Annotated in this window: 17 protein-coding genes and 1 other RNA gene; 8 read left to right on the forward strand and 10 right to left on the reverse strand. The window is 58.0% G+C overall.

Annotation, left to right across the window (positions count from 1 at the left end):
- Window positions 1–118 precede the first annotated feature (118 nt).
- The 7 genes from ssrA to ACA055_RS03635 all read right to left on the reverse strand — a co-directional run bounded on the left by ssrA (window position 119) and on the right by ACA055_RS03635 (window position 8,625).
- Window positions 119–512: a transfer-messenger RNA gene (gene ssrA / locus ACA055_RS03605) on the reverse strand.
- 98 nt (window positions 513–610) lie between these two features.
- Window positions 611–898 carry a PA2433 domain-containing protein gene (locus ACA055_RS03610; RefSeq protein ID WP_497682399.1) on the reverse strand — a complete coding sequence of 96 codons (288 nt, stop codon included), beginning with the start codon at window positions 896–898 and terminating at the stop codon, window positions 611–613.
- A 127-nt stretch (window positions 899–1,025) separates the two neighbouring features.
- On the reverse strand, window positions 1,026–3,836 hold the full coding sequence (locus tag ACA055_RS03615; protein WP_497682400.1) for an FAD-binding and (Fe-S)-binding domain-containing protein: 2,811 nt from the start codon (window positions 3,834–3,836) through the stop codon (window positions 1,026–1,028).
- Window positions 3,833–4,504 (reverse strand): LutC/YkgG family protein, encoded by a 672-nt coding sequence (locus tag ACA055_RS03620; RefSeq protein WP_497682401.1) that lies wholly within the window; start codon window positions 4,502–4,504, stop codon window positions 3,833–3,835. The genes ACA055_RS03615 and ACA055_RS03620 overlap by 4 nt, the downstream gene beginning before the upstream one ends.
- Window positions 4,504–5,958, reverse strand: a complete 1,455-nt coding sequence (locus ACA055_RS03625) for a LutB/LldF family L-lactate oxidation iron-sulfur protein (protein ID WP_497682402.1) — start codon at window positions 5,956–5,958, stop codon at window positions 4,504–4,506. Before ACA055_RS03625 ends, ACA055_RS03620 begins: the two co-directional genes overlap by 1 nt.
- Window positions 5,955–6,779 carry a (Fe-S)-binding protein gene (locus ACA055_RS03630; RefSeq protein WP_497682403.1) on the reverse strand — a complete coding sequence of 275 codons (825 nt, stop codon included), beginning with the start codon at window positions 6,777–6,779 and terminating at the stop codon, window positions 5,955–5,957. The genes ACA055_RS03625 and ACA055_RS03630 overlap by 4 nt, the downstream gene beginning before the upstream one ends.
- Window positions 6,780–6,930: 151 nt before the next feature.
- Window positions 6,931–8,625 carry a lactate permease LctP family transporter gene (locus tag ACA055_RS03635; protein WP_497682404.1) on the reverse strand — a complete coding sequence of 565 codons (1,695 nt, stop codon included), beginning with the start codon at window positions 8,623–8,625 and terminating at the stop codon, window positions 6,931–6,933.
- Window positions 8,626–8,887: 262 nt separating this feature from the next.
- Between ACA055_RS03635 and ACA055_RS03640 the strand changes: the two genes are divergently transcribed.
- On the forward strand, window positions 8,888–9,655 hold the full coding sequence (locus ACA055_RS03640; RefSeq protein ID WP_497682405.1) for an FCD domain-containing protein: 768 nt from the start codon (window positions 8,888–8,890) through the stop codon (window positions 9,653–9,655).
- 144 nt (window positions 9,656–9,799) lie between these two features.
- Here ACA055_RS03640 and smpB read toward each other — a convergent pair whose 3' ends face one another.
- Window positions 9,800–10,282, reverse strand: a complete 483-nt coding sequence (gene smpB / locus ACA055_RS03645; RefSeq protein WP_007900551.1) for an SsrA-binding protein SmpB — start codon at window positions 10,280–10,282, stop codon at window positions 9,800–9,802.
- A gap of 118 nt (window positions 10,283–10,400) precedes the next feature.
- Here smpB and ACA055_RS03650 point away from each other — a divergent pair, with 118 nt between their 5' ends.
- From ACA055_RS03650 to ACA055_RS03660, 3 genes are read left to right on the forward strand one after another with little or no spacing between them, the layout of a single operon-like run.
- On the forward strand, window positions 10,401–11,804 hold the full coding sequence (locus tag ACA055_RS03650; RefSeq protein ID WP_497682406.1) for a sodium-dependent transporter: 1,404 nt from the start codon (window positions 10,401–10,403) through the stop codon (window positions 11,802–11,804).
- A 7-nt stretch (window positions 11,805–11,811) separates the two neighbouring features.
- On the forward strand, window positions 11,812–12,246 hold the full coding sequence (locus ACA055_RS03655; RefSeq protein ID WP_497682407.1) for a type II toxin-antitoxin system RatA family toxin: 435 nt from the start codon (window positions 11,812–11,814) through the stop codon (window positions 12,244–12,246).
- Window positions 12,239–12,553 carry an RnfH family protein gene (locus ACA055_RS03660; RefSeq protein WP_497682408.1) on the forward strand — a complete coding sequence of 105 codons (315 nt, stop codon included), beginning with the start codon at window positions 12,239–12,241 and terminating at the stop codon, window positions 12,551–12,553. Before ACA055_RS03655 ends, ACA055_RS03660 begins: the two co-directional genes overlap by 8 nt.
- Before the next feature lie 61 nt (window positions 12,554–12,614).
- Here the strand turns inward: ACA055_RS03660 and ACA055_RS03665 are convergent, their stop codons facing one another.
- Window positions 12,615–13,142 carry an outer membrane protein assembly factor BamE gene (locus ACA055_RS03665; protein ID WP_497682409.1) on the reverse strand — a complete coding sequence of 176 codons (528 nt, stop codon included), beginning with the start codon at window positions 13,140–13,142 and terminating at the stop codon, window positions 12,615–12,617.
- A gap of 97 nt (window positions 13,143–13,239) precedes the next feature.
- Between ACA055_RS03665 and fur the strand changes: the two genes are divergently transcribed.
- A complete protein-coding gene (fur, locus tag ACA055_RS03670) occupies window positions 13,240–13,644 on the forward strand; it encodes a ferric iron uptake transcriptional regulator (RefSeq protein WP_003197684.1) in 405 nt (134 codons plus the stop codon).
- A gap of 75 nt (window positions 13,645–13,719) precedes the next feature.
- Here the strand turns inward: fur and recN are convergent, their stop codons facing one another.
- On the reverse strand, window positions 13,720–15,393 hold the full coding sequence (gene recN / locus ACA055_RS03675) for a DNA repair protein RecN (RefSeq protein WP_497682410.1): 1,674 nt from the start codon (window positions 15,391–15,393) through the stop codon (window positions 13,720–13,722).
- A gap of 241 nt (window positions 15,394–15,634) precedes the next feature.
- On the opposite strand from recN, the gene grpE reads away from it, so the two are divergent.
- From grpE to dnaJ, 3 genes are all read left to right on the forward strand, one after another.
- The gene (gene grpE, locus ACA055_RS03680) at window positions 15,635–16,201 is read left to right on the forward strand and encodes a nucleotide exchange factor GrpE (protein ID WP_497682411.1); all 567 of its coding nucleotides are present in this window, start codon (window positions 15,635–15,637) and stop codon (window positions 16,199–16,201) included.
- 102 nt (window positions 16,202–16,303) lie between these two features.
- Window positions 16,304–18,220: a molecular chaperone DnaK gene (gene dnaK / locus ACA055_RS03685; protein ID WP_497682412.1), complete on the forward strand. Its 1,917-nt coding sequence runs from the start codon at window positions 16,304–16,306 to the stop codon at window positions 18,218–18,220.
- Between the two features lie 297 nt (window positions 18,221–18,517).
- The gene (gene dnaJ, locus ACA055_RS03690) at window positions 18,518–19,642 is read left to right on the forward strand and encodes a molecular chaperone DnaJ (RefSeq protein WP_123405133.1); all 1,125 of its coding nucleotides are present in this window, start codon (window positions 18,518–18,520) and stop codon (window positions 19,640–19,642) included.
- Window positions 19,643–19,650 lie beyond the last annotated feature (8 nt).

The following is a 19,650-nucleotide window of genomic DNA, read 5'->3' on the forward strand; positions in this document are numbered from 1 at the left end:
CCTCTGGCGATGCACAGTCCTGTCGGACGTCTGTGGACGCTAATAGACATTAATGCCCTGGATCTACTAAATTTCAGGCACAAAAAAAGACGTCCGTGGACGTCTTTTTTTGATTGTTTGGTGGAGCCGGGGGGATTTGAACCCCCGTCCGCCAGTACTCCGCTGTCGGTACTACATGCGTAGCCGTGTCTATTAAGTTAACCCTCAGCGACCCGACGGGCAGGGTGCTTTGGGCGAGTTGTGTAAGTTTTAGCCGCTTCGTCCACAACGTACTGCACGGCGATTCTGTTCTATATGACAATCACTTTGGGTTTACAGACATCCCCTGATGATTGCTGGACCCGAAGGTACCAGGAGGGAAGGGCTAAGGCTGCTTACGCAGCGAGAGCGTATTCCCCGTAGGTTTCGTCATTGGCAACTATAGAAAGTTGCAACAGTGGATTTACGAGTTCTGTTACCAACTCGGCATGCACCTAAAGTTTCGCAACCGGCGTCGAATCCTAAACGGCCCCGAGCCTGTTGCTCTGTGAATCAAAGTGAGCAACAAGCCTGCGCAGTGTACGCCAACACGGCTCAGAAGGCCAACCCGAAGGTTGGCCTCAAGCGGCTGTCATTGTTTGCCGCCATCACTAGCCTTCTGAATTAACTGGATGGTCTGGGTAGTTTCGGCGATGCACTTCTCGGTGCCTTGTTTTGTGTTTTGGGCCTGATGGGCTTTGGCTTGCTGAACACTGGCTTCTACCTGGGACTGCATTTCCGGTGTCTGAACTTGCGCCTTAGCGTTGGCGATGGTTTGCAAATTGGTTTGACAGAGATCTTCTGATCCGCCGGCGGCAAACGAGGCGGAAGCCATCATGGAAGCAGTAACGAACAGACCTAACAGTACAGAACGTTTCATGTGTATCTCCTTGAACTGAGGGTCCAGGCATCGCTGGCCATCAGGACGGGCTGCCGAGTATGGGAAGCCCTACATTGGCAGGGCTTGATCAGTGGACTACGGCCGCGCGTCAGGGTTCTATTTTTCTTCAGTGCGCCCTTGCGTGAGTCACCCGGTCCACCAGATAGACCAGCCCGTGGTAGTCGATTCCACCGTGTTGTGTCAGACCGATCTCACAGGTGCGGCTGGTCGAGATCCCTTCGCTGCACTGCTGCACCGCATCCTTGAGCGTGCGCAGCGAATGAGCATTAAGTTCGGGTGTGGTAAAGCCCTTGTCGCCCGCAAACCCACAGCAGTGAATGCCTTCGGGAATGACCACGTTTTTGCTGCATTTGCGCGCCAGATCGATCAGCGCCTGGCTTTCCCCGAGGTGTTGGGTGCTGCAGGTGACATGCACGGCGATCGGCGCTTCCTGAGGCGTGAAGTCCAGTCGGTCCATCAAATGCGTACGGATAAAACGCACCGGGTCGTACAGGTCCAGTCGAACTTCGCCAAGGTCCTGGACCAGGCGCAAGGTGCAGGGGCTGGTGTCGCAATAGATCGGGTCAAGCCCGCCGCGGCTGGCGTGCAGCAGCGCGCCGATCAGTTCCTGGCGCTTGTGCTCGGCTTGTTCGGCATAGCCCTTGGAGGCGAACGGCTGACCACAGCAGAGGTTGTCCAGATTGTCCGGGAAGACCACTTGGTAACCGGCCTTTTCCAACAGCCCACGGGTTTTGTCGTACAGCGACATTTGCTCTTTATCACCCGCCGCAGGGCCCATTGCCCGCGACACGCAGGCTGCCAGGTACACCACCCGAGGACGTTCGTCTGACACGGTCGGGCTGAAGCGAATGGCTTTTTCCGGCTGCGGCATGGCGTTGGTCCATTGCGGGACCTGACCTTTGGATAAGCGCGTCAGCGTTGCCGAGAGTTTCGCCAATCGCGGTGCCCCGAGCAGCATCCTGGCGCCGTTGGCCACGTGCAGGGTGAAGCGTGCGACTTGCAGCGCGGTGGCGAAATTGCCCTCCAGCCAGTTGGCGGTTTTCGTGTGGGTCGCTTTACGGCTGCGGAGTTTTTTCACCAGCTCGCCGGTGTTGATTCCTACAGGGCAGCGTTGTGCACAAAGACCGGTCGCGGCGCAGGTGTCGATGCCTTGATATTCGTAAGCAGCTTCGAGATCGGTGGTATCTACGCCTGCGCGTTTCTTCGCCTGGATGTCCCGCCAGATCACGATGCGCTGGCGCGGACTCAGGGTCAGGCCTTTTGATGGACAGACCGGTTCGCAGAAGCCGCACTCAATGCACTTGTCCACAATCTCGTCGGCGGCCGGCAGCGGCTTCAGATGTTTGAGATGGATCTGCGGATCATCACTGAGCACCACGTCCGGGTTAAGAATGCCGTTAGGGTCGAGCAGGCGCTTGAGCTGCCACATCAATTGGTAGGCATCGCTGCCCCATTCCAGTTCGACGAAGGGCGCCATGTTGCGGCCGGTGCCGTGTTCGGCTTTCAGCGAACCGCCGAATTCCACTGCGACCAATTGCGCCACGTCGTCCATGAACGCTTGATAGCGTGCGACTTCTTCCGGGTTGTTGAAGCCTTGGGTGAATACGAAGTGCAGATTGCCTTCCAGCGCGTGTCCGAAAAGGATCGCTTCGTCGTAGTGATGCTTGTCGAACAATTCGATCAAGCGGTTCACGCCGATAGCCAGTTGTTCCACCGGAAAGGTGACGTCTTCGATGATCACCGTGGTGCCGGTCTTGCGCACCGCACCGACGGCGGGAAAGGTGTCCTTGCGGATCGCCCAGAGTCGGGCGTTTTCCACTGGGTCTTCAGTGAAATCGACTTGTTTTTCCACCGGGAACGAGGTCAACGACGCCATGATTTGCGCCAGTTGTTCGCGCAGCAATGTGGATGACGCGGCGCGAGATTCGATCAGCAAGGCGCAGGCATTATTCGATAGATGCTGTACGAAAGCCGGCATGCCGGGTTTGTCCTGCACCGAGCGTAAGCTGCGGCGGTCCAGCAGTTCCACGGCGGATACCGGTTGGCTCTTCAGCACGGTGACGGCGTTGCAGCAGGTTTCCACATCCGGGAACACGATCAGCGCCGACGCCTTGTTCGGGTGGTCGATCACGGTGTCGTAGGTCACCGCACTGATGAACCCGAGTGTGCCTTCGGAGCCCACCAGCAAGTGGCTCAAGATATCCACAGGCTCGTCGAAATCCACCAGGGCGTTGAGTGACAGGCCGGTGGTATTTTTCAGACGGTATTTGTGGCGAATTCTCGCAGCCAGTTCGGCATTGGCGCGGGTCTCGCGGCCCAAGGTCGCCAGACGCTCCAACAGGTCGGCATGGCTTTCACGGAAAGCCGCGACACTGCTGGCGTCTTCGGTATCGAGACGGCTGCCGTCAGCCAGCACCAGACGAATACCCGCGAGGGTGTGATAGGTGTTTTGCGCCGTACCGCAGCACATGCCGCTGGCATTGTTGGCGACGATACCGCCGATTTTGCAGGCGTTGATCGAGGCCGGGTCGGGACCGATCTTGCGTCCGAACGGCGCCAGCCAGGCGTTGGCCTGAGCGCCAATCACCCCCGGTTGCAGACGGATTTGTGTGCCCTGACCACGGATCTCGCGACCGTTCCAGTTATCCCCCAGCACGATCAAAACCGAATCGCTGATGGCCTGGCCGGACAGGCTGGTGCCGGCGGCACGGAAGGTCACCGGGACCTGATCTCGTTGCGCGAGTTTGAGCAGCGCCACCACTTCGTCTTCGGACTCGACGCGAATCACCAGCTTCGGAATCAGCCGGTAGAAACTGGCGTCGGTGCCGAAGGCCAGCGTCGACAACGGGTCGTCGAAACGTCGCTCCTGGGGGATCAGTTGTTGTGCATCACGCAGGAAAGCCGCCGGTAGACTCATAGGTCCTCCAGGATCAAAACCACGAGGTCCTTCGGACCATGGGCGCCGTAGGCCAGGACCTGTTCGATGTCGGCGGTTTTCGACGGACCGGACACCAGCAAGGCATTGGTCGGCATGCCCTGGGCCCATTGGAATTCCTGTTGCACTTGATAGAAGTTGTCGCGGATTTCACTGGCCTTGAGCAAGGCGAAATGCACCGGCGGTACCAGGCTCATGAGGCGCGGTTCTTCCCGCGTCGGCCAGAGAATCAGGCTACCCGTGGCGGCGATTGCACCGAGAGTCGTGGTCAGACTGGCCGGGGTGTCGTTGAACAGTTCGGCTTTCCATTCCTCGACCGGTCGGTCGTAGGTTTTGAGCGTCGGCAGTCCAGGATTATTCGCCCAATGCTGAGTGACGCGTTGACCGTGAGGCGTAGTCGGCGCGATCAACAGGCTCGGCAACTGGCGAGCCCGCAGCAATTGGGCCAGCAACTCGGGCCAACCTTCGCCGCAGGTCAGGTGGATTTCCGTGTGTACCGCTTCCATCAGTTTGCGCAGCTGGGGGATACGTTGTTCAGGCGTGTAGGTGTAAGGCTGTGTCACCAATTCCACGTCGAATTCGTCAGGCACCGGCGTGGTGCCGGTCAGACTTTTGCGCAATTTGGCGAGGATATTTTGCTTGGCGCTCATCAACGGTCTCCCTGTTTGGCCAGATGCTCGCGGGCCATGTCATGCAGTGAACGGACAGCGAGTTTCGGCGCGCTGTGGTTTTGCGTCCACGGGCCTACATTGCTCGGCGCGAGGGTGCGCAAGCGAGTGGCGAAGAAGCCGAACAGTCGATACAGCATCGGCGAGCTGTGGAGTTTCGCCCAGGCGTTCCAGATAAACCGTTCTTTGCGCGAGTACTTGCTGCCTTGGCCTCGCATCACTTGATGAGGGCTGTCCGGAGCTTTGACGTTCTCTTCCCGTAGGCGACGCAGCAATGCAGGGATAGGAATTTTTACCGGGCAGACTTCGCCACAGGCACCGCACAGCGATGATGCACTCGGATGGTCCGGGACTTTCGCCAGACCGACCATGTGCGGGGTGATGATTTTTCCGATAGGCCCCGGGTAAACCTCGCCATAGGCGTGACCGCCGATTCGGGTATAGACCGGGCAATGATTCATACAGGCGCCGCAGCGGATGCAGTTCAGGGTCTGGCGCAGTTCGCTATCGGCAAAGGCCTGACTGCGACCGTTGTCGAGCAGTACCAGATGCACTTCCTGCGGGCCGTCGAGCTCATGTTCCTTGCGCGGGCCGGAGATCATGTTGACGTAGGTGGTTATTGGCTGGCCGAGGGCAGAGCGGGTCAGCAGCGACAATAGTGGCACCACGTCGCGCAGGTTTTCCACGACTTTTTCGATGCCGGTCACGGCGATGTGCACCGGCGGCACTGTGGTGGTCATTCGGCCATTGCCTTCGTTTTCCACCAGTAACAGAGTGCCGGTTTCGGCCACGGCGAAGTTAACGCCGGAGACGCCGATGTCCGCTTCGAAGAATTTCTGCCGTAAGACTTTGCGACCGATCTGAATAAGTTGGTCAACGTCCTTGGTGTATTCCACGCCAAGTTTGTCGTGGAACAAGGACGCGACCTGACCGGCATTCTTGTGGATCGCCGGCATAATAATGTGTGAAGGCTTCTCGTGGTCGAGCTGGACGATGTACTCGCCCATGTCCGATTCCAGGCATTCAATGCCCTGTTCAGCGAGGAAGTGGTTCATCTCCATCTCTTCGCTGACCATCGATTTGCCCTTGATCACTTGCCGCCCCTCGTGAGCGCGGATGATCGAGAGGACGATGCCATTGGCTTCGTCCACCGTTTCCGCCCAGTGCACTGTCACACCGTTGCGGGTCAGGTTCTGTTCAAGCTGCTCGAGCAGGTCGGGCAACTTTGATAACGCTCGGGCGCGGACAGCATTGCCCAGCACTCGCAGATGTTCTCTTTCATGGGCATCGCTGAAAGACGCTGCCCGTTTTGTCATCAGTGAATCCATCGCAGTGCGAAAGTTACTTCGCAGTTGCTTGTCACCCAACGCCTCGTGAGCACGGGTGCGGAAATCTTCTTCTACGGCAACCGTAGGAATAATCGCGGAAGCGTTCATCGCGCGCCTCCGGTTCGCTGCCAGAGGAAGCTGGCCAGATGCTGGCCGCGTAGCGCTTCCTTCTGTTTTTCCAGCGAGCCGTTGATGTTCATCAGGCAACCGCAATCGGCACTGAGTACCTTGTGCGCGCCGGATTCCTTCAACGACCGGGTCTTGTCAGCCACCATCGCGCCGGAAATGTCTGGCATACGGACGCTGAAAGTCCCACCGAAGCCACAGCATTCACTTTCGTGGCTGTGGTCAACTCGCTCCACATTGACCAGCTGCGCCAACAGCTCACGGCCATGCAAGTGGGTGTTCATCTCACGACGTGCCGAGCACGAGGTGTGCAACGCCACTTTCACCGGTGTGCCACTGTCCTTGAGCTGCACCTTGCAGACAAACAACAGGAACTCGGCCAGCTCGTAGGTCCGTGCCGCGAGGGCTTGAACCTGTTTCAACGTCTGCGGCTCGTCCTTGAACAAGTCGGCGTAATGTTCGCGCAACATGCCTGCACAAGAACCCGAAGGCACCACCACTGGATAGTCCCCGGCAAACAGCGCCAGTTGCGAGCGCGCCACGGTCCGTGCCTGCTCGGTGTAACCCGAGGTGTAGGCAGGTTGTCCGCAGCAGCTTTGTCCTTGCGGGTATTCGACACGAATGCCTTCGCGTTCCAGCAGGTGGATCGCGTCCATCCCGGCTTCAGGGTAGAACAAATCCACCACGCAGGTCCCGAACAGGTAGACCTGTGACGGTTTTTCGCGGGGGTATTGTCGAGGCTCGGGCAGTGGCGGGGCGACGCGGGTCGCGTTCGGCACAGCGTTGTAAAAAAGCTCGCTCATCAGGCGTGTCTCCGGGTGGTCCCGGTTATCCGTCCGCTGAGGCTGCTGAATATAGAGAGGGAAGCTTTCAGCAGCCTTACAGACCGGGTTGTGAATAGCTGACGCCGGAATCGTGGTCCGGCGTCGGTTTGTTCCGTGTTGCTTGTCGTCCTTAGTGCACCAACATGCCAGTGAGCCAGTAGGCCTGGACGTAGGTGATCAAGCCAACGATGGTTGCAAAGAACAGACTGTGCTTGAGGGTGAAGCGGAACAGATCCGATTCCTTGCCCACCAGGCCGGTCGCGGCGCAGGCCACGGCGATCGATTGTGGGGAGATCATCTTGCCGGTCACGCCGCCGCTGGTGTTCGCCGCGACCAACAAGGTGTCGCTGACGCCGATCTGGTGCGCGGTAGTCGCTTGCAGCGAACTGAACAGTGCATTGGACGATGTATCGGAACCGGTCAGGAATACGCCCAGCCAGCCGAGGAACGGCGAGAAGAACGGGAATGCAGCGCCCGTGCCCGCCAGCACCAGGGCCATGGTCGACGACATGCCCGAGTAGTTGGTGACGAAGGCAAAAGCCAGCACCATACCGATGGACAGAATTGGCCAGCGCAGTTCGTAGAACGTCTCTTTCAAAGTGGTAAGACCAGTTCTGAGGTTGATGTTCAGTACCAGCATCGAGATCAGCGCGGAGAAGAAAATCGCCGTACCGGTCGCGGAAATCGGATCAAGTTTGAACACAGCTGGAATCGCGGTCGGTGCGGTCACGATCGGTGCAACCTTGATCACCATCTGGTCGAGGTGCGGGATGGCGATGTTAAACACCCAGCTGTACATCGAGCCGCCGGCGGCGAACATCGCCTTGAACGGTTTCAGGGTCCAGATCGTGACCAGTACGGTGAGGATCAGGAACGGCGACCAGGCCTTGATGATTTCACCGAAGCTGTAAGGCGAAGCCACGGTGCTGCGCGGCTGACCGAAACCACCGACGTTGGCAGTCACCACGGAAGCCGAGACCGCGCCGACGATGTGTTGGCCTGCGGCGCGTTTCGGTTGCCAGACTTTCAGGAACAGCGTCAGGGAAATCAGGCTGGCCAGGGCTGAGGTGATGTCCGGCAGTTCCGGGCCAATGAAGTTCGAGGTGAGGTATTGAGTGATGGCGAAGCTCAAACCCGCCACCAGTGCCGCCGGCCAGGTTTCCCGAACGCCGCGCAGGCCGTCCATCATGAACACCAGCCAGAACGGTACGAACAGCGACAGCAGCGGCAATTGACGGCCGGTCATGGCGCCGATCTTGAACGCGTCGATGCCGGTCACTTGCCCGGCCACGATAATCGGAATCCCCAAGGCGCCGAAGGCTACCGGCGCGGTGTTGGCGATCAGGCACAGGCCTGCGGCGTACAACGGGTTGAAGCCAAGTCCTACAAGCAGTGCGGCGGTAATCGCAACCGGCGCACCGAAGCCGGCGGCACCTTCCAGGAAGGCGCCGAAGCAGAAACCGATCAACAGCACCTGCAGGCGCTGGTCGTCAGTGATCGAAAGTACCGAGCTGCGGATGACCTCGAATTGACCACTCTTGACCGTCAATTTGTAGAGGAACACGGCCGCCACGATGATCCACGCAATCGGCCACAGACCGTAGGCGAAGCCATATCCGGCAGCGGCGAAAGCCATGTCGGCAGGCATCTGGAAAGCGAAGATTGCCACAGCAATCGACAGCGCCAGAGTGATGCTGCCGGCCACATGGCCTTTGAGGCGGAACACGGCCAAGGCCAGGAAGAAAAACACGATGGGGATGACGGCCGCGAGCGCGGAAAGGCCGAGACTGCCGAGCGGACTATAGAGCTGTTGCCAGGTTTGCATATGGGGTGGCCCCTAATTGTTGTTGGTCAGGCACTGGTCAGCGTTCTTGGTTAATTGGTAATACCAATTTACAATCGCTGTTGGCTAGGGTAAAAGCGTTGTAGGCGGTGTGTCAATTTGCCGCCCTAAAACTTTTGTCGAATACGTGCCGCCAAGGTCATCCGGACCGTTCGATCAAATGCCGTCTGGTAGGTGCTGGCGTAGCGCCAATAGGCCAGAATAGAGAGCCCGGCGAGCCGTCGGGATCGTGGAGAAATGAGTTATGGGGTTTGATCAGATTCGTCAGCGCCGTTTGTCTGACGATATTGTCGAGCGGTTCGAGGGGATGATTCTCGAGGGCACGCTGAAGGCGGGCGAGCGCTTGCCGGCCGAACGCGCGTTGGCCGAGCAGTTCGGCGTATCACGCCCTTCGTTGCGCGAAGCGATTCAGAAACTGGCGGCCAAGGGCTTGCTGGTCAGTCGTCAGGGTGGCGGTAACTATGTGGTGGAATCGCTGGGGTCGACCTTCAGTGATCCGCTGCTGCATCTGCTGGAAAGCAACCCTGAGGCTCAGCGCGATCTGCTGGAATTTCGCCACACCCTGGAAGCGTCCTGCGCCTATTACGCGGCGATGCGTGCCACTGATGTTGACCGCGAACGGTTGACTGCGGCGTTCAACGAATTGCAGGACTGCTATACGCGTCATGATGAGGTGAGCAGGGCGGAAGAGGGGGCGGCGGATGCTAAATTCCATCTGGCGATCGCCGAAGCCAGTCACAATGCCGTGTTGTTGCACACCATTCGCGGTCTGTTCGATCTGCTCAAGCGCAACGTGGTAACCAACATCGGCGGGATGTACAAGCAGCGCACCGAAACCCGCGACATGCTGATCACTCAGCACCGGGAGTTGTACCTGGCGATTATCGAAGGACGGGCCGAGCAGGCCAGGGAAGTCTCCAGTCGACACATTTTGTATGTGCAGGAAGTACTGGAAGAAGTGCGACAAGAAGTGCAGCGCATGGCTCGGGCGGAGCGGCGCAACAGTATGTAGTCAGTGGGTTTTGCAGGGTTTATGCGATTGTATTCGCGAGCAAGCCCGCTCCCACGGATTCCGAGTTTGCCACCAAAATGTCGGCATCCACGTACCTTGTGGGAGCGGGCTTGCTTGCGAAAGCGGTCTCAAGCAGAAAGAAAATTAATCTTCCTTGCCCTTGTTACGCACCGCACGCTGCAACTCGCGACCGGCGTCACGCTCGCGTTCGGTATCTCGCTTGTCGTATTCCTTCTTGCCCTTGCCCAGAGCGATCTCGCACTTGACCATGTGCTTGCTCCAGTACCAGGACAGGCATACGCAGGCGTAACCTTTTTGCTGCACGGCGGCGGCCAGCTTTTCCAGCTCACGCCGATTGAGCAGCAATTTTCGGGTGCGGGTCGGATCAGCGATGACGTGGGTGCTGGCGGTCATCAGGGGCGTAATGTGGCTGCCGAGCAGCCAGGCTTCGCCATCCTTGAGCAGCACATAACTGTCAACCAGTTGTAGCTTGCTTGCCCGCAGACTTTTTACTTCCCAGCCGGCCAGGACCAGACCAGCCTCGAACTTATGCTCGATGAAGTAATCGTGTCGCGCCTTTTTGTTTTGCGCGATGGTCCCTGTTGGGTGTTTCTTCTGTTTAGCCATAGGGGCGGCATTATAGGGAGTTGCAAGCGAGTCGGCTACGGTGACGCTACGTGCTTGAGCAGGTTGATTGAATCCCGGACAATGCGGCCTCTTTTTTGAACGCTTGGGCGTGATAACGATGTCGACAGACAAGGTTTCTGTCCACGGCAGTTGGGCTAGCCGCTGGGTCTTCATACTCGCCGCGACCGGTTCGGCCGTGGGCCTGGGTAGTATCTGGAAATTCCCGTACATGGTCGGCGTCTATGGCGGCGGCGCCTTCGTGCTGGTGTTCCTGGCCTGTATCGCGCTGATCGGTGTGCCGGTCATGCTGGCCGAAACCCTGATCGGTCGACGCGCCCGGCAGAGTCCGGCCAACGCCTTGAAGGTGCTGGCGCTGGAAGCCGGGCATTCCACCAAGTGGTCCTGGGGCGCGTTCGCCGGGATGATCACGGCGTTGTTGATCCTGTCTTTCTATAGCGTGGTGGGCGGCTGGTCGCTGGATTACATCATCGACATGGGGCGCGGTGACTTCCAGGGTGTGACGGCCGATCAGGTCGGCGCCTACTTTGGCAACGTGATCGCTGATCCCTGGCGCCTGACACTTTGGCACACGATTTTTATGCTGCTGTCGGCGGTGGTGATCGCCAAAGGTGTGGTCGCCGGTCTGGAGCGCAGCCTGCGGATCATGATGCCGCTGCTGTTCGTGATGGTGATTGTCTTGCTGGGCTATAGCATGACTACCGGCCATTTCATGGAAGGCGTGCACTTCATGTTCGACTTCCGCCCGGAAAAAGTACTCGACGGCTTGCTGCCGGCCATGGGGCATGCATTCTTTTCCCTGAGCGTGGGCGTCGGTTCGATCATGATCTACGGCGCCTATATGCCGAAGCACTCGTCGATTTCCGGCACCATCGTCGGCGTGGCGCTGCTCGATACCTTCGTTTCCCTGGTGGCCGGTCTGGCGTTGTTTCCGATTGTGTTCGCCGCGGGTCTGAACCCGAGCGAAGGCCCGGGCCTGATGTTCGTCAGCCTGCCATTTGCCTTCGGTAACGTAGCCTTCGGCCAGTTGATGGGCGTAGTGTTCTTCGTGTTGGTAGCGATTGCAGCGTGGAGTTCGGCGATTTCCCTGCTCGAGCCGATGGTGGCTTACCTGGTTGAGCGGACAAAAGTCAGTCGCGCCTGGGTGACCTTCTGGTTGGCATTCATTTGCTGGTTTGTCGGTCTGGGCACTGTGTTTTCCTTCAATATCTGGAAGGAAGCCAAATTTTTCGTGAACGACGATGGTCTGTTCCATCTCTATCAATGGGGGGCGGCAGGGGGCCTGGACTTCTTTGGCGTAATCGATTTCTTCACCTCGCGGATCATGTTGCCACTTGGTGGTTTGTGTTTCGTAGTGTTTGCAGGCTGGGTGATGGGCCGTGAAGCGGTGCGCGACGAATTGTCGATCCGCAGCCCGATGTTGTTCGCTCTGTGCCTATTCTTGATGCGCTATGTGGCGCCCATCGGCATTCTCGTAGTATTTGCCGCCCAGCTGTGGAAGTGACGCTGACATGACGACACACATTCAACGTTCAGCCCTGCTGCCATACCCGGCGCAAGCGCTGTATGACTTGGTCAACGACGTGGCGCGGTATCCGGAATTCCTGCCGTGGTGCTCTTCGGCTGAAGTCCTGGAAAGCTCTCCCGAGCATATGCGCGCCAGCGTCGGCGTGGCAAAAGGCGGGCTCAGCCAACATTTCGTAACACGTAATATCCTGGTGCCCGGCCAATCGATCGAGATGAATCTCGAGGAGGGCCCGTTCACCCAGTTGCATGGCATCTGGGTGTTCAAGGCGCTGACCGATAAGGCCTGCAAAATAAGTCTGGACCTGTCGTTCGATTACGCCGGGCCGATTGTTCGCGCGACCTTGGGGCCGTTGTTCAATCAGGCAGCCAATACGCTGGTGGACGCGTTCTGCCAGCGCGCCAAGCAGATGCATGGTTGAGGCCGTGATCGAAGTCGAGGTGGTGTATGCCGCCATTGATCGTCAGGTGCTTCTGTCTGTGGCCGTGCCGCCAGGTACGACGGTCCGAGCGGCTTTGTTGAAGTCAGGTGTAGGCCAGGCGTTTACGGAATTGGATCTGGACAACTGCCCCGTAGGAATCTTCGGCAAGGTGATCGCGGATCCAGACAGTCGTCTGGTACAGGCAGGAGATCGCATCGAGATTTACCGGCCATTGCTGGCTGATCCGAAAGAAGTTCGCCGGCTACGGGCGGCCAAGGCTGCCGAGGCCAGAACGCGCAAACAGTGATCAGGCCGAACGCCAGACAATAAAAAACCCGGACATTCCGGGTTTTTTATTGCGTCGCAAATTATTGCGGCGAGGTTTCCAGGGGCTCTGGAGTCGGGACTGGAACGGTTTCTACTCCGTCCACATCCTTCTGGATCTGATCCAGCAATGAACCTGGCTTGACCGGTTTTTCCGGTTTCGGCTTCTCGGCGTTTTCTACGGGTTCAGCGACGGTGGTGCCGCTGTCCTTGCCGAGAATGGCCTCGTCTCGGCTCACGCCTGGCATGAAATCACCAGAGAGGCTGACAAGTTGGTCATTTGGGTTGAAGATAACGCTAATGCGTTCCTGTTGGCGTTCACCGCCACCCGGTTGCAGGCTGTACAGATAATCCCAGCGATCGGCATGGAACGTGTCAGTCAACAGAGGGTTGCCCATGATAAACCGTACTTGCCGACGGGTCATTCCCGGGCGTAACTGGTCTATCATGTCCTGCGTGACGACATTGCCCTGCTGGATGTCGATTTTGTAAACCCCGGGGAATGAACAACCGGCGAGTGCGAGCAGTCCCACAAAGGTGAAACTGGTTAGCAAGAGCTTGGTGTTTTGCATCGGTGGGCGACTTCCACTATCTTGGCTGGGACAACGTAAACGCCGATCATACCCGCATTAAGAGAAGCTGCGAAGCAGCATCGCGAGAAAGCTGACCATGGTTGAAAATAGCGAACTACGCAAAGCCGGCCTCAAAGTGACCCTGCCACGGGTCAAAATTCTGCAAATGCTCGATTCCGCCGAGCAACGCCACATGAGTGCCGAGGATGTCTACAAGGCGCTGATGGAGGCTGGTGAGGACGTCGGTCTGGCCACGGTTTACCGTGTACTGACTCAGTTCGAGGCAGCTGGCCTTGTGGTGCGGCACAACTTCGACGGAGGCCATGCGGTCTTCGAGCTGGACGATGGCAAGCATCACGACCATATGGTCAACGTCGAAACCAGTGAAGTGATCGAATTCTTCGACGAAGAAATCGAGCGACTGCAGAAGGCAATCGTCGACAAGTATGGCTTCGAGATGGTTGATCACAACCTTGTACTGTACGTGCGCAAGAAAAAGTAAGCATGTCGCGCGAACTTGAGGTTCGCAAAACGAGCGAAGGCGACCCTAGGGTCGCCTTCGTGCTTTCTGCCATTCCTAGATTTTAGCGGTGACAACCATCTTCTTGGCGTGAGCCAGGGATTCCTTGGTGAGGTCGATGCCGCCCAGCATACGTGCCACTTCTTCAACGCGATCGTTCTTGCTCAGCTTGGAGACGGCAGTGTGAGTCGCATCTTCGCCGCGCACCTTGTGCACAAATAAATGCTGATGCCCCTGCGCCGCCACTTGCGGCAAGTGGGTCACCGTTAGAACCTGCCCGCGTTCCCCGAGTCGACGCAGCAACTGGCCGACGATCTCGGCGGTCGGGCCGCCGATGCCCACGTCCACTTCGTCGAAAACCAGGGTGGGTACTCGTGAGGTCTGCGCAGTGATCACCTGAATCGCCAAGCTGATTCGAGAGAGCTCGCCGCCCGATGCCACTTTCGCCAAGGCTTTCAAAGGCTGTCCCGGGTTAGCGCTCACCAGCAGTTCTACTTGTTCAAGCCCATTTGGCAGCAGTTCATCGCTGCTGTTGGGGCGCAGTTCGATGGTAAAGCGGCCACCGGGCATGCCCAGTCGCTGGATTTCCTGCTCCACGGCGCTGGCCAGGCTGCTGGAGGCTTGATGACGCAGATCACTCAGGCCTCTGGCTTTCTCCTGATAATGGCGGGCATAGGAGGCCAGTTCATCGCTAAGCCGTTCGATGGATTCATCATTGGCATTCAGGGTTTCGATTTCATCCAGCAGCTTCTGCTGCATCTCGGCAACTTGGGTCGGCTGGATGCGATGTTTACGAGCCATGGTGTAGATCGCATCGAGGCGTTCTTCCAGGTACTGAAGGCGCGCCGGGTCGGCATCGAAGTTATCAAGGAAGCGGTTCAGTTCGCCCACGGCTTCTTCGACCTGAATCTGTGCGCTGGTCAGCAGGCTGCTGGCTTCGCCCAGTGCGCCGATCGAGTTGTTCACACTCGACAGGCGGTTGAGGCTGGCTGTCAGGGCGTTCAGGACATTGCCGGAATCACTTTCGCTGCACTGTTCGACAACTTGTCGGCAGATGCCCAGCAGGGTTTCGGCGTTGGTGAGGTTCTTGTGCTCCGATTCCAGTTGCTCCAGTTCGTTTTCCCCGAGGCCGAGGTTTTCCAGCTCTTCGAGCTGATAGCTGAGCAACTGATGGCGGGCACGTTGTTCGTCACCGGAATTGGAGAGGCGCTCCAGTTCCTGGCGGGTCTGGCGCCAGCGTTGGGCGGCCAGTTGTACCTGACGGGCAAGATCCGTAGCGCCGGCGTATTCATCGAGCAGGCGGCGGTGGGTATCGGTCTTGAGCAGGGATTGGTGTTCATGCTGGCTGTGAATATCGATCAGCAACTCGCCCAGTGCCTTGAGATCGCCAAGTGGGCAGGGCGTGCCATTGATGTAGCCGCGCGAGCGTCCTTCGGCAGTAATCACCCGGCGCAGGATGCACGGGCCGTCGCTTTCGAGGTCGCGCTCGGCCAGCCAGGCGCTGGCTTCGGGAATGTCGATCAGGTCGAAAGTTGCCAGGATATCGGCCTTGTCCGCGCCAGGGCGGACCACGCCGCTGTCGGCGCGATCGCCCAGGGTCAGGCCAAGGGCGTCGAGCATGATCGACTTGCCGGCGCCGGTTTCCCCTGTGATCACGCTCATCCCGCGATCAAGTTCAAGATCGAGATGTTCAACAATGGCGTAGTTGTGTACGGACAGGTGCACCAGCATGAAGGCCGCTCCCAGGCTTTAGGTCTGGTTATTTATACAGTGTTTTGTTTCTGGCTGACAATCCTCTCCCTTAGCTCAATTTGCTTGATCCGACGAAATCCTTAGCGCGCCCCGGAATGACAATGCAGCTGTTTTTTGTAGGGTTAATCAATAGGCGCCCCTTGAAGCTGAATTTTGCGGCCCCATATAGCTGGGCAGAAGCGCGAGTTGAGCTCGCGGACGATATTGAAAGGAGAAATCTATGGCTGACGAACAGACAGTGGATACGCAAAATCTAGACGCCGATCAGGCCGCCCAGGACTCGGGTGATGAGCTGGCGGCTCGTGTACAAGTGCTCGAAGAGCAATTGGCTGGCGCTCATGATCAGGCTTTGCGTGTAGCGGCTGATCTGCAGAACGTCCGCCGTCGCGCCGAGCAGGATGTCGAAAAGGCTCACAAATTCGCCCTGGAAAAATTCGCTGGCGATTTGTTGCCAATCATCGACAGCCTGGAGCGTGGCCTGGAGTTGTCCAGTCCGGATGACGAAAGCATCCGCCCAATGCGCGAAGGCATCGAACTGACCCTGAAAATGTTCCAGGACACCCTGAAGCGCTATCAGTTGGAAGTGATCGATCCGCATGGCGAGCCGTTCAATGCCATTCAGCATCAGGCAATGGCCATGCAAGAGAGCGCCGACGTCGAGCCGAACAGCGTACTCAAGGTGTTCCAGAAGGGCTACCAGCTCAACGGTCGTCTGCTGCGCCCGGCCATGGTTGTGGTCAGCAAGGCCCCGGCGCCGGTTTCGCCTTCGATTGACGAGCAGGCTTGAAATTAGCCGCAAGGCCCCCATTTAGAAGTCAAGCGTTTAAGTGCTACCGCAGTTAGCCACCACTGCTGCGGCAACCAAATCCAAAGTTTCGGGAGAGTGAACATGGGCAAAATTATCGGTATCGACCTGGGGACTACCAACTCCTGCGTCTCCGTGCTGGAAAACGGCAAGGCCAAAGTTATTGAAAACGCTGAAGGCTCGCGTACCACGCCGTCGATCATCGCGTATGCCAACGATGGCGAGATCCTCGTTGGTCAGTCGGCCAAGCGTCAGGCTGTGACCAATCCGCATAACACCCTGTACGCGGTGAAGCGTCTGATCGGTCGTAAGTTCGACGAAGAAGTCGTACAGAAAGATATCAAGATGGTCCCGTACAAAATCGCCAAGGCTGACAACGGCGACGCATGGGTTGAAGTGAACGGCCAGAAAATGTCGCCGCCACAGATCTCGGCTGAAATTCTGAAGAAAATGAAGAAGACCGCCGAAGACTACCTCGGCGAGCCAGTGACCGAAGCGGTAATCACCGTTCCGGCCTACTTCAACGACAGCCAGCGTCAAGCCACCAAAGACGCCGGCCGCATCGCGGGCCTGGACGTTAAACGTATCATCAACGAACCAACCGCAGCCGCTCTGGCTTACGGCATGGACAAAGCCAAGGGCGATCACACCGTGATCGTTTACGACTTGGGCGGCGGTACTTTCGACGTCTCCGTGATCGAGATCGCTGAAGTCGATGGCGAGCACCAGTTCGAAGTGTTGGCCACTAACGGCGACACGTTCCTGGGCGGTGAAGACTTTGACATTCGTCTGATCGACTACCTCGTTGACGAATTCAAGAAAGAAAGCGGCATGAACCTTAAAGGTGACCCGCTGGCCATGCAGCGCCTGAAAGAAGCCGCTGAAAAAGCCAAGATCGAACTGTCTTCGAGCAATTCGACCGACGTGAACCTGCCGTACATCACTGCAGACGCCACCGGTCCTAAGCACTTGAACGTGAAAATCTCCCGCGCCAAACTCGAAGCGCTGGTAGAAGACCTGGTTCAGCGCACCATCGAACCTTGCCGCATCGCTCTGAAAGATTCCGGCATCGACATTGGCGCCATCAACGACGTGATCCTGGTAGGCGGTCAGACCCGCATGCCACTGGTTCAGAAGCTGGTGACCGAATTCTTCGGTAAAGAAGCACGTAAAGACGTGAACCCGGACGAAGCCGTTGCCATGGGTGCTGCCATCCAGGGCGCGGTATTGGCCGGCGACGTGAAAGACGTTCTGCTGCTCGACGTCAGCCCGCTGACCTTGGGTATCGAAACCATGGGTGGCGTGATGACCGCGCTGATCGAGAAAAACACCACGATTCCTACCAAGAAATCGCAAGTGTTCTCGACTGCCGACGACAACCAGGGCGCTGTGACCATTCACGTTCTGCAAGGCGAGCGTAAGCAAGCCGCACAGAACAAGTCTTTGGGCAAGTTCGACCTGGCCGAGATTCCACCAGCACCACGTGGCGTGCCACAAATCGAAGTGACCTTCGACATCGACGCCAACGGCATTCTGCACGTAGGCGCCAAGGACAAGGCCACCGGCAAGACTCAGTCGATCGTGATCAAGGCCAACTCTGGTCTGTCCGAGGAAGAGATTCAGCAGATGATTCGCGATGCTGAAGCCAACGTCGACGCAGATCGCCAGTTCGAAGAGCTGGCAACCGCTCGCAACCAGGGCGATGCGCTGGTTCACTCGACTCGCAAAATGGTCGCTGATGCTGGCGATAAAGTGACTGCTGAAGAGAAGACTGCAATCGAAGCGGCTGTTGTTGCTCTGGAGGCCGCTGTTAAAGGCGACGACAAAGCGGCAATCGATGCCAAGGTTGAAGAGCTGTCGAAAATCTCCGCTCCAGTGGCGCAGAAGATGTACGCCGAACAGGCTCAGCCTGCTGAAGGCGCTGCACCGAACGACGAGAAAGCTGAAAAAGCTGACGATGTTGTTGATGCTGAGTTCGAAGAAGTCAAAGACCACAAGTAAGTTGTTGGTCGCCCGGTTGACTGCCTTCAGGCGGTGACTGGTAGGATGTCGCCGCGCGGGAGCTTGCTCCCGCGTTGGCGTGTCTGGAGTTAGCGAATTTTTACAGCATGCGACAACGCTCGGGTGCTGTTGGTATGGCCGGAAATGCTCCTGCTTTTCGAGCCGAAAGTACCGCATTGAATCAAAGACCAGGATCGTTGAATTGACGTGAGTTGGGTCCGGGCCTGTATTGGGGCTCAACGAGTTTGGCGAGGCTCAGGAGAGGTTTGCCGAACGTCCTTAAGAGTGCAAAGACTTATGGCAAAGCGTGACTATTACGAAGTGTTGGGTGTTGAGCGAGGCTCAAGCGAGGCGGACCTGAAAAAGGCCTACCGTCGCCTGGCGATGAAGCATCACCCGGACCGTAATCCCGATGACAAAGCGTCGGAAGAGATGTTCAAGGAGGCCAACGAGGCCTACGAAGTGCTGTCCGATTCCAGCAAGCGCGCGGCCTATGACCAATACGGTCATGCCGGTGTCGACCCGAGCATGGGTGGCGGCGGTGCCGGTTTTGGTGGTCAGAACTTCTCGGACATCTTTGGCGATGTTTTCAGTGACTTCTTCGGTGGCGGTCGCGGCGGTGCTCGTGGCGGTGCCCAGCGCGGCAGCGACCTGCGTTACACCCTGGAACTGAATCTGGAAGAAGCGGTACGCGGCACGACCGTGAATATCCGCGTCCCGACACTGGTCAACTGCAAGCCGTGCGACGGTTCGGGTGCCAAGAAAGGTTCCTCCCCGGTGACTTGCCCGACCTGTGGCGGTATCGGCCAGGTACGCATGCAGCAGGGCTTCTTCTCGGTGCAGCAGACCTGCCCGCGCTGCCATGGCCAGGGCAAGATCATTTCCGATCCGTGCGACTCCTGCCACGGTGAAGGTCGTGTCGAAGAGTACAAAACCCTTTCGGTGAAAGTGCCGGCTGGTGTCGATACCGGAGATCGCATTCGTCTGTCCGGCGAAGGCGAGGCGGGCGCCCAGGGTGGGCCGACTGGCGACCTGTACGTGGTGATCAATGTGCGCGAGCACGCGATCTTCCAGCGTGACGGCAAACATCTGTTCTGCGAAGTGCCGATCAGTTTTGTCGACGCGGCGCTGGGTGGCGAGCTGGAGATTCCGACGCTTGATGGTCGAGTCAAACTGAAGATCCCTGAGGGAACTCAGACCGGCAAGCAGTTCCGTGTTCGTGGTAAAGGCGTTGCGCCAGTGCGTGGTGGCGGTGCCGGTGACCTGATGTGTCGCGTGGCGGTCGAGACCCCGGTCAACCTGGGTCGACGTCAGCGCGAATTGCTGGAAGAGTTCCGCAGCTCGCTGGCGGACGACAACAGCCATTCACCGAAAACCACCGGTTGGTTCGAAGGCGTGAAACGCTTCTTCGGCGATTTGTAAGGAGACAG

It is taken from the genome of Pseudomonas sp. LBUM1657, from assembly GCF_059716075.1.